Source organism: Nocardia neocaledoniensis, assembly GCF_003182135.1.
GTDB lineage: Bacteria > Actinomycetota > Actinomycetes > Mycobacteriales > Mycobacteriaceae > Nocardia > Nocardia neocaledoniensis.
This window is the reverse complement of record NZ_QGTL01000008.1, coordinates 32,829-46,417: the sequence shown is the minus strand read 5'-3', so window position 1 is coordinate 46,417 and position 13,589 is coordinate 32,829. Positions and strand designations below refer to the sequence as shown.

Annotated in this window: 14 protein-coding genes; 9 read left to right on the top strand and 5 right to left on the bottom strand. The window is 69.7% G+C overall.

The genetic code is table 11. The features are described from left to right. Nucleotides 1–81 precede the first annotated feature (81 nt). The 3 genes from DFR69_RS21355 to DFR69_RS21345 all read left to right on the top strand — a co-directional run bounded on the left by DFR69_RS21355 (nt 82) and on the right by DFR69_RS21345 (nt 3,814). Nucleotides 82–1,617 carry an AraC family transcriptional regulator gene (locus tag DFR69_RS21355; RefSeq protein WP_167456356.1) on the top strand — a complete coding sequence of 512 codons (1,536 nt, stop codon included), beginning with the start codon at nt 82–84 and terminating at the stop codon, nt 1,615–1,617. Between the two features lie 1,150 nt (nt 1,618–2,767). Continuing rightward, entirely contained in the window at nt 2,768–3,397 is a 630-nt protein-coding gene (locus DFR69_RS21350) for a transglycosylase SLT domain-containing protein (protein ID WP_110039395.1), read from the top strand. A gap of 75 nt (nt 3,398–3,472) precedes the next feature. Beyond that, the gene (locus DFR69_RS21345) at nt 3,473–3,814 is read left to right on the top strand and encodes a hypothetical protein (protein WP_110039394.1); all 342 of its coding nucleotides are present in this window, start codon (nt 3,473–3,475) and stop codon (nt 3,812–3,814) included. On the opposite strand, the gene DFR69_RS21340 is transcribed toward DFR69_RS21345, so the two are convergent. Then, nucleotides 3,815–4,435: a LysE/ArgO family amino acid transporter gene (locus DFR69_RS21340; protein ID WP_208644028.1), complete on the bottom strand. Its 621-nt coding sequence runs from the start codon at nt 4,433–4,435 to the stop codon at nt 3,815–3,817. It abuts the gene before it with no gap. A 71-nt stretch (nt 4,436–4,506) separates the two neighbouring features. Between DFR69_RS21340 and DFR69_RS21335 the strand changes: the two genes are divergently transcribed. Beyond that, nucleotides 4,507–5,403, top strand: a complete 897-nt coding sequence (locus tag DFR69_RS21335; protein ID WP_110039393.1) for a LysR family transcriptional regulator ArgP — start codon at nt 4,507–4,509, stop codon at nt 5,401–5,403. Between the two features lie 7 nt (nt 5,404–5,410). Here DFR69_RS21335 and DFR69_RS21330 read toward each other — a convergent pair whose 3' ends face one another. Together DFR69_RS21330 and DFR69_RS21325 are read right to left on the bottom strand one after the other, a co-directional pair. Then, entirely contained in the window at nt 5,411–5,755 is a 345-nt protein-coding gene (locus tag DFR69_RS21330) for a zinc ribbon domain-containing protein YjdM (protein WP_110039392.1), read from the bottom strand. A gap of 21 nt (nt 5,756–5,776) precedes the next feature. Beyond that, nucleotides 5,777–6,580, bottom strand: a complete 804-nt coding sequence (locus tag DFR69_RS21325; protein WP_110039391.1) for an alpha/beta fold hydrolase — start codon at nt 6,578–6,580, stop codon at nt 5,777–5,779. A 101-nt stretch (nt 6,581–6,681) separates the two neighbouring features. Here DFR69_RS21325 and DFR69_RS21320 point away from each other — a divergent pair, with 101 nt between their 5' ends. The 3 genes from DFR69_RS21320 to DFR69_RS21310 all read left to right on the top strand — a co-directional run bounded on the left by DFR69_RS21320 (nt 6,682) and on the right by DFR69_RS21310 (nt 10,531). Further along, a complete protein-coding gene (locus DFR69_RS21320; protein ID WP_110039602.1) occupies nt 6,682–6,996 on the top strand; it encodes an ArsR/SmtB family transcription factor in 315 nt (104 codons plus the stop codon). Nucleotides 6,997–7,073: 77 nt separating this feature from the next. Continuing rightward, nucleotides 7,074–8,897: a phosphoenolpyruvate carboxykinase (GTP) gene (locus tag DFR69_RS21315; RefSeq protein ID WP_167456355.1), complete on the top strand. Its 1,824-nt coding sequence runs from the start codon at nt 7,074–7,076 to the stop codon at nt 8,895–8,897. A gap of 2 nt (nt 8,898–8,899) precedes the next feature. Continuing rightward, a complete protein-coding gene (locus tag DFR69_RS21310; protein ID WP_110039389.1) occupies nt 8,900–10,531 on the top strand; it encodes a SulP family inorganic anion transporter in 1,632 nt (543 codons plus the stop codon). 15 nt (nt 10,532–10,546) lie between these two features. Here the strand turns inward: DFR69_RS21310 and DFR69_RS21305 are convergent, their stop codons facing one another. Beyond that, entirely contained in the window at nt 10,547–11,527 is a 981-nt protein-coding gene (locus tag DFR69_RS21305; RefSeq protein WP_110039388.1) for a GlxA family transcriptional regulator, read from the bottom strand. 52 nt (nt 11,528–11,579) lie between these two features. Here DFR69_RS21305 and DFR69_RS21300 point away from each other — a divergent pair, with 52 nt between their 5' ends. After that, nucleotides 11,580–11,975 carry a cupin domain-containing protein gene (locus tag DFR69_RS21300; protein ID WP_110039387.1) on the top strand — a complete coding sequence of 132 codons (396 nt, stop codon included), beginning with the start codon at nt 11,580–11,582 and terminating at the stop codon, nt 11,973–11,975. A 17-nt stretch (nt 11,976–11,992) separates the two neighbouring features. On the opposite strand, the gene DFR69_RS21295 is transcribed toward DFR69_RS21300, so the two are convergent. Continuing rightward, nucleotides 11,993–12,457 (bottom strand): MarR family winged helix-turn-helix transcriptional regulator, encoded by a 465-nt coding sequence (locus DFR69_RS21295; protein ID WP_244198383.1) that lies wholly within the window; start codon nt 12,455–12,457, stop codon nt 11,993–11,995. A gap of 66 nt (nt 12,458–12,523) precedes the next feature. Here DFR69_RS21295 and DFR69_RS21290 point away from each other — a divergent pair, with 66 nt between their 5' ends. Next, complete coding sequence (locus DFR69_RS21290; protein ID WP_110039385.1) at nt 12,524–13,501, top strand: pirin family protein; 978 nt, start codon at nt 12,524–12,526, stop codon at nt 13,499–13,501. Nucleotides 13,502–13,589 lie beyond the last annotated feature (88 nt).

Genomic DNA, 13,589 nt, shown 5'->3' with positions numbered 1-13,589 from the left:
CGGAACATGGAGTACCCGTTTGGATCGCGGGTCGATCGTGTCAGACGGACCGGATTTCGCGACGGCGACTATCGTCAGCGTATGGGCGGCAGATCCAGTGTGCGTTTCGCCAGTAGCGACGCGCCCGACAGCGATGTCGTCGGCTATTGGGAGGCATCGGTCAGCGCCGCCTTCGGCCCGACCTGCATCGATGTGCTCCCCGATGAACCGTTCTACGGGTCGTTTCGATCACTGTGGTCAAGCCCCGATGTGTTCGTCGGGCGCAGCGTCATCTCCGGGCACGGTTTCCGCCACGCGCGCCACCAGATCGCGCGCACGGACCGTCACGCGTTCACGATCATGTTCGCCGAGGCGGGGCGCCGAGCCGTGATCGATGGCGACTCCACCCGCATCGTCGGACCGGGCGGGGTCACGATCGTCGACAACGCACACCCACACCGCTTCTTCCCCCTCGAACGCACCAAAGCGCTGGTCGCCGCGGTACCGCGCGAAGCGCTGCTAGCCGGCGCAGGTTTCGACGACCGCCCACTGCCGCCGATCACGCTGCCCGCAAGTGCCGCTGTCACCGCCACAGCCAACTTCCTCCGTGAGGCCCAGGGCGAGCAACTCGACGCGCGCAGAGCAGTCGAGCTGCTCGCCGAACTCGTGCGCCGCGCGGTCGCTCCTGATGAACCAGGCGGCAGTGAGAGTCTGCGGCGCGCCGCGATCATGGACTATCTGAGAGCGAACTGCACCCGTGCGGATCTGACCATCGATGAGCTCGCGGCAAGATTCCATGTGTCGCGCCGCACGCTGTACCGGTCCTTCGTCGCCGACATGGACGGCCCGGCACAGATCCTGCGACGGCTGCGCACCGATCGCGCCCGAGCATTGCTGATCAGCTCGCCCGGGGTGCCGATCGCCACGATCGCACAAAGGTCAGGGTTCGGTTCCGAACGCCGCCTTGCCCGCGCATTCACAGCCGTCATGGGCGTGACGCCCGGCGAATACCGGGCCACACACTCACTCGGCATAGCGCTCGCGAAGGCCGAGCAGGACTCCGAGACACCGTGCGAGGACCGACTACAGGCGAGCGGCTTTCCGACCGGCCCCTTCACGATCACGAGTAGGCGGACGGGTTGCAGGCTGCATGCTGTGCGAACAGCTCCCGAGGCGGTCAGCGTCGGCGCCTCGTGCACGCGGCTTGTCCTCCGCGACAGCGGATCCGATCCGTGCGCATGGGAATTCCAGCCGACCTCGACCGGTCGCCACGGTCAACCGATCGGTCGTATTCACACAGCCTGCACCCATCACCGGTCCGACCGGCTGTACTTGAGCATCCGCGCCGGGTACATCCCCCGTAGTCCCCTGCGCCGGGCCGCGTTCGGGTCCCACACAGCGAACCATTCGTCGGCCCCCGACCTGGACAGGTATAGCTGGCCGATCCTCTTGACTCACAACGACAACGGCCTCGACGCCCTCTGGCAAACCGACGGCACCTTCATCTGGGCTGCAGCCGACCAACCGAAACTTCCTGCCGCCCAGACCTACTGGACTGGAAACAACAACCGACTCCACGGCGCTAGCCGCCGTGATCGGGACCAGGCCTGGATACTCGCACCGGCCATCGATAGATAGTTTCGGCAGATCAGATCGTGGACCGCCACAAGTTCACGACTCGCGCTCACAGCTCGACGCCGCTGCCTGACAGATCCGAACATCGGACGCCCGCGGTTCCCCGCCTGGGCAATCACGATTGGAAACGAATCGGCGCCAAGTTGTCAGATCGAGCGCTCACGATGACCAGGTGTTTTCGGTTGCCAATGTTCGGCGGGGCCTGCAACTTCCACGGCAGTCCCAGCTGGTCGACGACTGCAATGGGAGATCCGCCACGTTCCGCCCGCTCGGCCCGTCTTCGGAACCCTTCGACCGACCGTTCCCGATAGGCGAGACGTGTGGCCACGACGGCGGAATCGGATTCGACCCGCACCAAAGTTACACCAAGAATTCGGGGTGATTGCCCGTGACCGTCCGTGCGCAACCATGTACCTGGTTTCGGCGTCGCGCCAGGTAGAAGGACAATTGCGATCTCCCGTGATCGGCTGTGAATGTCCGCCAGACCCCGAACCACTAGCAGCAGGTTCGGGGTTCGAGTCCCTGATGGCGCACAGCAACCGCATCCCGGCAGTTATCGCAACTGCCGGGATGCGGTTTTTCTGTCTCCGGAGAGCGGACATCCGATGGTCACGGCACCGTGATCGAACGGCCATGGACATCGGCCCGGCAAGCCACTGGAGTCCCGATCCAGACACGCTGGAGCTGCGCAAACGCTCGTGAAACCCGATCTGGGCAAACTTTTTCTGTGAGGCGGGCCACACTGATCGCGGCCGCAAACCCCCTGCATACATAACGATTCCGCAACTGCCAGAAGAAGCGACCAAGATCGGCATCGTTTGCCGTTCAGGTCCCGTTCACCTTCTGTTAACCAGTCGTGACCATTCTGCAATCAGGTCAAAAACGGACCTGCGGTTTGGTCAGCCCGGGAGTATCCAACCTCCGGAGCCAGGGATCGAACAGCGCGTGGTCTCCCCGCAGCCAGCTGTGGAGCACCGTGCGACGCGCGGACCGCCCTCGAGCGAGTCCGACCCCGACAGCGTCGCACATTCCCATACAGACAGAAACAACACATCGCCTGACCGGCGTGCGCCGCCGCGTGCGCGCTGCGCGATCCACCGCGCCCTCATCGGGGCCGGCGGTCGCCAGACAGAGATGAAGGAACAGAAAAGCAATGCTCAACAAAGACAAGCTCAGCACCGTTGTCGGCCGTCGTTCGCGCCGTGAGGCGTTCACCGTGGCGGTCGCCGCGGTCGGTCTGGTCGCCGTAGCCGCGTCCTCCGCCGTCTCCTTCGCGGACGACAGCGTGCCCGAGCGTGCTGCCATGGTCGTCGAGCAGGCGGAGAACATCCCCGCCGTCGGCGCCGCCCCCGCCGTCGAGGCGATCCCGGCTCCGGCCCCCGCGCCGGAGGTCGCCCCCGCGCCCGCTCCGGAGCCCGCACCGGCCCCGATGCCCGAGCCCGCGCCCGCCCCGCCGACCTACCCGGACAACCTGGACGGCTGGATCCGTCAGGCCCTCGACATCATGGCCGCCAAGGGCATCCCCGGCAGCTACGACGGCATCTACCGCAACATCATGCGCGAGTCGACCGGTAACCCCCAGGCGATCAACCTGTGGGACTCCAACGCCGCGATGGGCATCCCCTCCAAGGGCCTGCTGCAGGTGATCGACCCGACCTTCGCCGCGTACCACGTCGAGGGCACCCCGTTCGACGTCTGGAACCCGGTCTCCAACATCGTCGCGGCCTGCAACTACGCCGCGCACCGCTACGGCTCGATGGACAACGTCAACAGCGCGTACTGAGCCACCTGACGGGTGAACGCCCGCGCCCCGGTCACCACCGACCGGAGCGCGGGCGTTCGTCGTAGAATCGCCCCCGTGCCAGAGAGCGCCGATCAGGCACCCGATCACGCGCATTCCGACGCGGCCACCGCGAGCCGCGTCGCCAAGGCCCGCCGCCTGGCCGCCTACGTCTGGGCCCGCGACATCCGCAGCGCCGAACTGCTCGCGCTGCCCCCGGCCACGCTGCGCAAGCTGGCCAGGGCCGCCGACACCAATCCGCCGAGCACCGGCGAGACCTGGCGCGTGGTCGCCGACCTGCTCGACCAGAAGGACGCGTGGGCCGCGCGCAATCCCGCGCACGCCGCCGCCGTGCGCGCGCACGCGGACGAGAAGCTGCTGTGGGTGAAGCCGCCCGTCACGCCGTGGTCGGGGTCCTGATCAGGCCAGGAGCAGACCGGCCGCCAGCGTCAGCATGATCGCCGCGATCACCGAATCGAGGATGCGCCAGGCGATCGGTCGCGCGAACAGCGGGGCGAGGCGGCGCGCGCCGTAGCCGAGCGCCAGGAACCAGAGCACGCTCGCCAGCATGGCGCCCGCGGCCAGGAACCACCGTTCGGGATCGGCGTAGGTGCTGGCGAAGGAGCCGAGCAGCACCACGGTGTCCACGTAGACGTGCGGGTTGAGCCACGTCAGCGCCAGACAGGTGAGCACCGACGCGCCGACGGCCACCGACGCGCCCGCGGCCTCGGCGATCAGCGTCGACGAGGTCAGCGCCCGCCGCACCGCCAGCACGGCGTAGCCGAGCAGGAACGCCGCCCCCGCGTACCTGGCCACGGTGAGCAGGGCGGGCATCGCCTCGACGATCGTGCCGAAGCCGGCGACGCCCGCCGTGATGAGGACAATGTCGGACACGGCGCACACCGCGATCACCGGCAGCACGTGCTGGCCACGAATGCCCTGACGCAGCACGAACGCGTTCTGGGCGCCGATCGCCACGATGAGCGAGAGCCCGAAGCCCAATCCGGAGAGGGCGGCCAGTGCCGCAGAGGAAGCCGTCACCCGTTCGACGTTAAGAGACCGTACATTTTCAGACCAGCTAATGATTCTTCAGCACCATTAGAATCTCTTATGTGGACTTCCCGCTCGACCAGTTGCGCGCGCTCGACGCGGCGCTCACCGAGGGCACCTTCGACGCGGCCGCCCGGCGGTTGAACGTGACGCCCTCGGCCATCAGCCAGCGGATCAAAGCACTGGAGGAAGCGGCGGGCCGCATCCTGCTGCAGCGCTCGAAACCGGTGCGCGCCACCGACTCCGGGCTCGCCGTCCTGCGGCTGGCCCGCCAGGTCGAGTTGCTCGCCCGCGACACCGCCCGCGAACTCGGCGACGCCGATCGCCCCGCCGGACGCGCCGCCCGCATCCCGATCGCGGTGAACGCCGACTCACTGGAGACGTGGGTGATGCCCGCGCTCGCCCGCGTGAGCCACCTGGTGTGTGTCGAACTGCACCGCGAGGACGAGGAACACACCACCCGCCTGCTCAGGGACGGGACCGTGATGGCGGCGATCACCGCCACGGCCACGCCCGTGCAGGGCTGCCGGGTCGAGCCGCTGGGGGCCATGCGCTACCGGGCGCTCGCCCGGCCGGACTTCGCGCGGCGCTGGTTCCCGGACGGCGCGCGGCCGGAGGCGTACGCGCACGCGCCGATGATCCAGTTCGACCGCAAGGACGACCTGCAGTTCCGTCACGTGCGCGGCCGGTCCCCCGACCCGATCGACCCGCCGACCCACTACGTCCCGTCCTCGAACGCCTTCGGCGACGCGGTCCGACTGGGCATGGGCTGGGGCATGCTCCCGGACCTGCAAACCGAAAAGGACAGGGCAGCGGGAACTCTCGTCAACCTGGACGGCTACGCGCACATCGACGTCCCGCTGTACTGGCAGCAGTGGAAGCTCGACTCCCCCGCCCTGAGCGCCGTCGCGCAAGCCATCGCGGCAGCCGCCGCCGCGGCCCTGATCCCGCCGCCCTGACGGCGGCTCAGGCCTTCTTCACGACGCTGGACTTGAGCTGCATCGGTCCGATGCCGTCGACCTTGCAGTCGATGTCGTGGTCGCCGACGCCGTTCACCAGTCGGATGTTGCGCACTTTCGTGCCCGCCTTGATGCCGGTGGGGCTGCCTTTCACCTTGAGCGACTTGATCACCGTGACGGTGTCGCCGTCGGCGAGCACATTGCCGACAGCGTCGCGGATCACGGCGTCGCCGGTGTCGTCCGCCGCGGCGGGCGCCCACTCGTTGGCGCACTCCGGGCACACCAGCAGGGCGCCGAGTTCGTAGGTGTACGCACACGAGCACGCGGGACAGGGCGGGAGCGAGTCGCTCATGGGAGTCCTTCGAGGGGATGATCAGGCGGCGGTGAGGAATTCGACGAGGACGCGGTTGATCTCGTCGGGCTGTTCGAGGTAGCCGTAGTGCCCGCAGCGTTCGATCTCGGCGTAGCGGGCGTTCGGGATGGCCTCGGCGACTTCGCGGCAGAACCGCGGCGGCACCATCTGGTCGTCGGCGAAACCGACCACCAGGCTGGGCACGGTGATCGCGCGGTAGGCCGCGCGCCGGTCCTGCGAACGGTCGAGTCCGAGCTGCGCCCGGGTGCCGGGAGTGCCCTTGCCGGATGTGAATTCGAAGATGTCGAGCCATTCCTGCGCCTTGGCCGGGTCGGCCAGGGTGTGCGGGGAGAGGTTGAGCATGGCCTTCACCGCGGCCGCGTACTCCGGCGGCAGCTGGATGCCCTTGTCGAACAGCGCCTGCTCGCCCCGGTTGAGCGTGCCCGAGACCGGATGTGGGCGCGCGGTCGCGGCGAACATGACCGCCTTGCCAAGCAGGTCGGGACGCGCCAGGGCGAGTTCGGCGACGACCCGCGAGCCCATCGACGTGCCGACCACGTGCGCGGGCGCGCCCAGGTGCTCGATCAGCGCCGCGGTGTCCCCGACGAGATCGGCCATGGTGATGCCCGCCGCCGATTCCGACGACGGCGCGATCCCCCGATTGTCGACGGTGGCGACCCGGAATCCCGCCTTGACCAGAGCGGGCACCTGATAGGTCCGCCAGACCCGACCGGGGCTGCCGCTCCCCATCACGAGCAGGACCAGCGGCCCCGAGCCGGTGACGTCGTAGCTGAGCTGGATGCCGTTGAGCGAGGCGATGGGCATATCTCTCCTGTTAGCCTGTTTGCTAAAGTTAGAAAACACCTTACCGCCACAGCAGGACGGGGTTCACCACGGTGCCGGGACTGAGCAGGCCGCTGTACCAGATGAAGGCCGACTTCTTCAAAACCCTCGGCCATCCGGTCCGCATCCGGGTGCTCGAGCTGCTCAGCGAGCGCGAACACGCGGTCTCGGAGATGCTGCCCGAGGTCGGCGTCGAGGCGGCGAACCTCTCCCAGCAGCTGGCCATTCTGCGCCGGGCCGGCTTGGTCACCGCGCGCCGCGAAGGCCTGTCGGTGACCTATGAGCTCACCTCTCCGCGCGTGAAGGAGTTGCTGGTGGTGGCGCGCGCCATCCTCACCGGCGTCGTCGCCGGCCAGGCCGAACTCCTCGAGAACCCCAGCGAGCCCACCGTCGCCTGACCGGCGCCCGATCCGTCCCCGACCACGCCCACTGATTGCATATTTTCTAAACTAGCAAGTTGACCAGGAGGACATCCGTGACCGCGAGCACCGAGCAGACGACGGTTCCGACCGAGCATCCCGCCATCACCCGCTGGGTCGAGGAGATCGCCGCGCTGACCACGCCCGACCGCGTCGTGTGGTGCGACGGGTCGCGGGCCGAATGGGACCGGCTGACCGACGAGCTCGTCGAGAAGGGCACCTTCGTCCGGCTCACCGGCAAGCCCAATTCCTTCTGGTGCGCCTCGGACCCCGACGACGTCGCCCGGGTCGAGGACCGCACCTTCCTCTGCTCCGCCGACCCCGCCGACGCGGGCCCGACCAACAACTGGGTCGACCCCGTCGACATGCGTACCGAGATGAGCGAGCACTATCGCGGCGCGATGACCGGCCGCACGATGTATGTCATCGCCTTCTGCATGGGGCCGCTCGACGCCGCAGAGCCGAAGTACGGCGTGCAGATCACCGACTCGCCGTATGTCGCGGTCTCGATGCAGGTGATGACCCGCTCGGGCACCCCGGTGTGGGAAAAGCTCACGGGCGACACCGAATTCGTGCAGTGCTTGCACTCCGTGGGCGCCCCGCTCGCCGCGGGACAGGCCGACGTGCCGTGGCCGTGCGGGCCGACCAAGTACATCGCGCACTTTCCCGAATCGCGCACCATCTGGAGCTACGGCTCCGGCTATGGCGGCAACGCGCTGCTCGGCAAGAAGTGCTTCGCGCTGCGGATCGCCTCGGTGCTCGGGCGGGACGAGGGCTGGCTGGCCGAGCACATGCTCATCCTCAAACTCACCTCCCCGCGCGGCCGGACGCACTATGTGGCCGCCGCGTTCCCGTCCTCGTGCGGCAAGACCAACCTGGCCATGCTGGAACCGGCACTGCCCGGCTGGCAGGCGGAGACGATCGGCGACGACATCGCGTGGCTGCGTTTCGGCGCCGACGGCAGGCTCTACGCCGTGAACCCGGAGGCCGGGTTCTTCGGCGTCGCGCCGGGCACCGGCGCGCGCACCAATCCCAATGCGATCGCCACCATCGACCGGGGCAACTCGATCTTCACCAACACCGCGCTCACCGACGACGGTGACGTGTGGTGGGAGGGCCTGACGAATCAGCCACCCGCCCACCTCACCGACTGGCGCGGCAACGACTGGACGCCCGCATCGGGAACCCCTGCCGCGCATCCGAATTCGCGCTACTGCACGCCGATCGAGCAGTGCCCCTCGGTGGCACCGGAGTGGAACGATCCGACCGGAGTGCCGCTCTCGGCGATCTTCTTCGGTGGGCGCCGCGCGAGCACGGTGCCGCTGGTCGCCGAGACCTTCGACTGGGTGCACGGGGTGTTCACCGCCTCGGTGCTGTCCTCGGAGACCACCGCCGCGGCGACCGGCGCGGTCGGCGTGGTGCGCCGCGATCCGATGGCCATGCTGCCGTTCCTCGGCTATCACGTGGGCGACTACTTCGCGCACTGGCTGCGTCTCGGCGCGCAGGCCGACCCCGCGAAGCTGCCGAAGATCTTCCAGGTCAACTGGTTCCGCCGGGACGCCGACGGCACCTTCCTCTGGCCCGGCTTCGGTGACAACGTGCGCGTGCTGAAGTGGGCGCTGGAGCGGCTCGACGGCGGCGCCGCGGCCGAGTGGACCCCCATCGGCTACGTCCCGACCGCCGATGCTCTCGACCTGTCCGGCCTCGACGAGGCCGACCGCGCCCTGGTGGACAAGGCGCTGGCCGTGGACACCACCGAATGGGTCGCCGAGACCCGATCCATCGACGAGTGGTTCGCCGGGATCGGCGGCAACCGCCTCCCGGACGAACTCCGCGAGCAGCTCGCCGCCCTGAAACTGCGTCTGCTCGGCAACCGCTGACCATGCGGGCCCTGCTGCCGACCTGGTCGGAGTGGAAGCCCGCCTTCCGGGCACCGGGCACGGACCTGTTGTCGGGGCTGGTCGTGGCGCTGGTGGCATTGCCGCTGGCGCTGGGATTCGGCATCAGCTCCGGGCTCGGTGCCGCCGCCGGGCTGGCGACCGCGGTCGTCGCCGGCGCGCTCGCCGCCGTCTTCGGCGGTTCCCGCTTCCAGGTGTCGGGCCCTACCGGCGCGATGACCGTGGTGCTGGTGCCGATCGTGCACGAACACGGCGCGTCCGGCGTGCTGACCGTCGGGCTCATGGCCGGGGTGCTGCTCGTCGCGCTGGCGTTCGCCGGTGTCGGCCGGGCGGTGCGATTCATGCCGGCTCCGGTGATCGAGGGGTTCACCGCGGGCATCGCCGTCGTGATCGCGCTGCAGCAGGTCCCGGGTGCTCTCGGGGTGTCCGGCGCCGAGGGCGAGAAGGTCTGGCAGTCGGCGTTCGACGCGGCACGCCGGTTCGCCGAGGACCCGCACGCGGGCGCGCCGGTGACCGCGCTCGTCGTGGCGGTGGTCATCCTGATCGGCGGGCGATACCTGCCCAGGCTGCCGTTCGCGCTGGTCGCCGTCGCGGTGGCGACCGTGCTCGCGCGCGTCTTCCACCTGCCGCTCACCACCATCGGAACGATCCCGGCCGGACTGCCCGCGCCCTCCCTCGGCTTCCTCCGGCCCGACGAACTCACTGCTCTGCTACTGCCCGCGCTGGCGGTCGCCGCGCTGGCCGCGCTCGAATCGCTGCTGTCGGCCACCGCCGCCGACGCCATGGCTGTCGGCACCCGCCACGATCCGGACCGGGAACTGTTCGGGCAGGGCCTGGCCAATATCGCCGCCCCGCTGTTCGGCGGTGTGCCCGCGACCGGCGCGATCGCGCGGACGGCGGTGAATGTGCGTTCGGGAGCGCGGACCCGGCTCGCCGCGCTCACCCACGCGGTGATCCTGGCGGGCATCGTCTACCTGGGCGCCGGCCTCGTCGCCGACATCCCGATCGCGGCGCTGGCCGGGGTGCTCCTCGCGACGACGGTGCGGATGGTGGAGGCGGCCTCGCTCGCCGCGATCGCGCGGGCCTCGCGTGGGGACGCGATCGTCATGGTGGTCACCTTCGTGGTGACCGTCGCTTTCGACCTGGTCACGGCAGTGGTGATCGGAGTCGGCTTCGCGCTGGTGCTCGCGGTGCGCGCCATCGCGCGGGAGGCGAACCTACGGCAGGTCCCGCTCGACGAGTCCGATCACCTCGGCGAGGAGCACGCGCTGCTGCGTGATCACATCGTCGCCTATCGCATCGACGGCCCCTTGTTCTTCGCCGCGGCCCACCGGTTCCTGCTGGAGCTGTCGGAGGTGGCCGATGTGCGGGTGGTGATTCTGCGGATGTCGCGGGTCACCGCGCTCGACACCACCGGGGCGCTGGTACTCGCGGACGCCGTGGACAAGCTGGAGCACCGGCACATCACCGTCCTGATGTCCGGTCTGCGCGACGACCACCGCGCCCGCCTGGCCACGATGGGCGCTCTCCCCACAGGGGGCGACGACGCCGTGTTCCCCGACACCGGCTCGGCCATCACCTACGCCCGGCAGTTTCTCCCCCACCGAGCCCACTGAAAATCAGGCGCCGGATCACGCTGTCCTGGCACAGAATTGGGTGCGGTAGGCGGTCGGGGTGAGGCCGGTGGCGGCCGCCAGGCGCGTGCGCAGGTTGGCGGTGGTGCCGAGGCCGCACTCGGCGGCGATGCGCTCGATGGGCAGGTCGGTGGTTTCGAGGAGGCGGCGGGCGTGGTCGAGGCGGCGGGCGGTGAGCCAGGCCAGCGGGGTGCAGCCGAGTTCGGCGCGGAAGTGGCGGTGCAGAGTGGCCACACTCACGCCGGCGCGGGCGGCGAGGTCGGCGACCGTGAGAGGCTCGGTCGCGTGGTCTTCGGCCCACTCCAGGGTCGCCGCCAGGGACGGGCCGGGGGCGCTCGGCACGGGGCGCTCGATGAACTGGCGCTGGCCGCCGCGACGGTGCGCGGCGAAGACGAGGCGGCGGGCGACGGCGGTGGCGATCCCGGTGCCGTGGTCGCGGCCGACCAGGTACAGGGCGAGGTCGAGGGCCGCCGCGCTGCCCGCCGAGGTCAGGATGTCGCCGTCGTCGATGAACAGGACCGTGTCGTCGACCTCGGTGTCGGGGAAGCGGCGGCGGAACTCGTCGGCCCACTGCCAGTGCAGCGTCACCCGCCGACCGCGCAGTACGCCGGCGTCGGCCAGGGTGAACGCGCCGCTGCACATGCCGACCAGCCGGGCGCCGCGCGCGTGCGCTCGCGCGATCGCCGTGAGTACCGCCGGATGCCGCGGGGCTGCGGTGTCCGGCCGATTGGGGACGATCACCGTGTCGGCCGTGTCGAGCAGGTCCAGGCCGGCCAGCCCGGTCATGGTGAAGAAGTTCTGCCGCATCGGCACCTCGCGCTGGTGCGCGCACAACCGGAAGTCGTAGAGCAGCCCGCCCACCTCGGGCCGCTCGATGCCGAACACCTCCGTCATGCAGGCCAGTTCGAACGGGTTGGAGCCCTCGTCGACGAGGGCGGCGACCCGATGCAGACCCGGCTGCGAGAAATCTTTCGACATGTGCCATTCATCGCACTGTCGCCGCGGTCCGCGCAAGCGCGACCATGAGCGCATGACCGATCGACCGAGGAACATCGACACCGCGCTCGCCGCCTTCGACGAGCTGTGGAGCCCCCGCATCCTGACCCGCGTCAACGACTGGGACGTGCGCCTGGCCAAGGTGCGCGGCGAGCACCTGTGGCACGCCCACCACGACACCGACGAGTTCTTCCTCGTCCTCGACGGCGCGCTCGACATCGACCTGCGTGAGCCGGGCGCGGCGCCGCGACGGGTCACGTTGCGCCGCAACGACACCTACGTGGTTCCGCGCGGCGTCGACCACCGCCCGTCCTCGGCCGAGGGCGCGACCCTGCTCCTGTTCGAACCCGCGGGCACCCTCACCACCGGTGACTACGCGGGCGAGGTGCCCGCTCACATCACCGCGACCATCGGCACGGCGCTGTCCTAGGCGGCGCCGACCCGCCGTCAGGCGGGCAGGGCACCGCGCGTGTCGCAGGCGTCGACCACCTTCGCCGCCAGCGTCCGGATCGCGGTGCTCTCCGCCTCGGACAACCGGTCGACGAACACCGCGCGCACCAGTTCGACGTGCTCGGGCGCGGCACGGCCGAGGACGGCGCGACCCTCGTCGGTGAGCGAGACGACGATGCCGCGCGCGTCGTCCTCGGCGGGACGCCGGTCGACCAGGCCGCGCGCGGCCATCCGGGCGAGCTGCTTGGAGAGCCGGGACTTGTCCCAGCACACCTCCGCCGCCAGTTCCTTGGCCCGCATGCACCCGTTCGGCGTGGCCGACAGCGCCACCATCAGCTCGTAGTCCGGCATGGACAGGCCGTGTTCGGCCAGGCCCGCGGCCAGCGCCGCGTCCAGACGCTGGCGCATGCGGATGTACGCCTGCCAGGTCTGCTGTTCTTCGTCGGTCAACCATCGGGTCACGGGAATGATCCTAGAACGCATTTGGTTGACATGGAAACAAAGCCACTCGACCAGGAGGCGCATCCCATGCCCGCAATCACCGTCGACGACATCATGGTGCTGCCCCGGCTGCCCCGCCCCGACGTCACCGCGACCCAGCGACCGGTCCGCCGGCTCGTCACCGCCGCGCGTCAGCAGGAAGGCGCGGGCTTCGAGGTGACCCGGCCGTTCCCGAGCCTGGACCTGCGCTCGGCCGATCCGTTCATCCTGCTCGACCAGATGGGCCCGGTGGCCTACGAGCCGTACGAGGCCAAGGGCGCGCCGTGGCATCCTCATCGCGGCTTCGAGACCGTCACCTACATGCTCGACGGCACCATGGTCCACCACGACTCCCAGGGCGGCGGTGGCGTGATCGGCGAGGGCGACACGCAGTGGATGACGGCGGGCTCGGGCATGCTGCACGACGAGCTGCCCGAGGAGAAGCTCGTCATCTCCGGCGGCACCTTCCACGGCATCCAGCTGTGGGTGAACCTGCCGCGGGCGAACAAGTTCGCCACCCCGCGCTACCAGGATCTGCGCGCAGGCGAGCTGACCCTGGTGAGTTCGCACGACGGCGGCGCCCTGGTCCGGGTGATCGCCGGCGACCTCGCCGGTTTCGCGGGCCCCGGCTCCACCTACACGCCGATCGCCTACGCGCACGCCTCGATCAGTCCCGGCGCGCAACTGGAGACGCCGTGGCCGACGGACTACACCGCGATGGCCTACGTGCTCGCGGGCAGCGGCACGGTCGGCACCGATCGCAGGCCGATCCGCGCCGGTCAGCTGGCGGTCTTCGGCAAGGGCGACGCCATCGCCCTCGCCGCCGACACCGACCAGCACACCACCACCGGCGACCTCGAGGTCTTGCTGCTCGGCGGAATGCCGTTGCGCGAACCGGTGATCCAGTACGGGCCGTTCGTGATGAACACCAAGGAGGAGATCATCGAGGCCATGGAGGATTTCCAGGCGGGCCGGATGGGGACCGTCCCCGCCGAGCACCTCACCGGACGACGCCTGGGCGAATGACCGGCCACGGGCCGGGACACGCGCGCGGTTGACAACGGGCGGCCCCGTCACAAAGGTGGACGGGGCCGCCCGACGCGTGAAGTGTCCG

Excerpts from the sequence above, each read along its gene's own strand:
- DFR69_RS21350 (WP_110039395.1), top strand. The coding sequence starts at position 2,768 with ATGCTCAACAAAGACAAGCTCAGCACCGTTGTCGGCCGTCGTTCGCGC.
- DFR69_RS21300 (WP_110039387.1), top strand. The coding sequence starts at position 11,580 with ATGACCGATCGACCGAGGAACATCGACACCGCGCTCGCCGCCTTCGAC.
- DFR69_RS21320 (WP_110039602.1), top strand. The coding sequence starts at position 6,682 with ATGAAGGCCGACTTCTTCAAAACCCTCGGCCATCCGGTCCGCATCCGG.
- DFR69_RS21305 (WP_110039388.1), bottom strand. The coding sequence starts at position 11,527 with ATGTCGAAAGATTTCTCGCAGCCGGGTCTGCATCGGGTCGCCGCCCTC.
- DFR69_RS21355 (WP_167456356.1), top strand. The coding sequence starts at position 82 with ATGGGCGGCAGATCCAGTGTGCGTTTCGCCAGTAGCGACGCGCCCGAC.
- DFR69_RS21310 (WP_110039389.1), top strand. The coding sequence starts at position 8,900 with ATGCGGGCCCTGCTGCCGACCTGGTCGGAGTGGAAGCCCGCCTTCCGG.
- DFR69_RS21330 (WP_110039392.1), bottom strand. The coding sequence starts at position 5,755 with ATGAGCGACTCGCTCCCGCCCTGTCCCGCGTGCTCGTGTGCGTACACC.
- DFR69_RS21325 (WP_110039391.1), bottom strand. The coding sequence starts at position 6,580 with ATGCCCATCGCCTCGCTCAACGGCATCCAGCTCAGCTACGACGTCACC.
- DFR69_RS21290 (WP_110039385.1), top strand. The coding sequence starts at position 12,524 with ATGCCCGCAATCACCGTCGACGACATCATGGTGCTGCCCCGGCTGCCC.